The organism is Rhizobacter sp. P5_C2, from assembly GCF_054049715.1.
In genome coordinates, this window is sequence record NZ_JBFULV010000259.1 from 1 (window position 1) to 710 (window position 710).

The 710-nt window shown below is 75.8% G+C and carries 1 protein-coding gene; it reads left to right on the plus strand.

Translation table 11 applies throughout. From position 1 onward, the window contains the following. Positions 1-710: acetate--CoA ligase family protein (locus tag ACXJLU_RS33485; RefSeq protein WP_457338029.1), on the plus strand; the 710-nt coding region annotated here is incomplete at both ends.

Below are 710 nucleotides of genomic sequence, written 5' to 3' on the forward strand. Positions count from 1 at the left end.
GGCCAGGCTCGACGCGGCGCTGCCGGCCGCCTGGTCGCGCGGCAACCCGGTCGACATCATCGGCGACGCGCCGGCGCAGCGCTACGTCGACGCGCTGCAGGCGGTGCTGGCCGAACCGCAGGCCGGCGCGGTGCTGTTCATGCACGCACCGACCGCGATCGTGCCGAGCGCCGACATCGCGCGCTCGCTGCTGCCGCTGGCCCGCGACGCCACCGGCCGGTTGATGGCCTGCTGGCTCGGCGACGGTGCGGTGGCCGAGGCACGCGGCCTGTTCGCCGAGGCCGGCGTGGCCGACTACGCGACACCCGAGGAGGCGGTCAACGCGTTCTCGATGCTGCGCTGCTACCGGCACAACCAGGCCACGCTGCTGGAGACCCCGTCGGCCAGCGCCAATGCGGCGCCCGACCTCGCGGCCGCACGCCGCGTGATCGACGCGGTGCTGGCCGACGGCCGCGAGATGCTGCACGAGCACGAAGCCAAGGCGGTGCTGGCGGCCTACGGCATCCCGGTGGTGGCGACGCTGCGCGTCGACGCGAGCGCCGATGCGGCCGCCGAGGCGGCCGGCCGCATCGGCTACCCGGTGGCGCTGAAGATCGTCTCGCCGGACATCACGCACAAGTCCGACGTCGGCGGCGTCGCGCTCGGCCTGGCCGACGAGGCGGCGCTGCGCGCGGCGGCCGTCCGCATGCTCGACACGGTGCAGCGCGCGC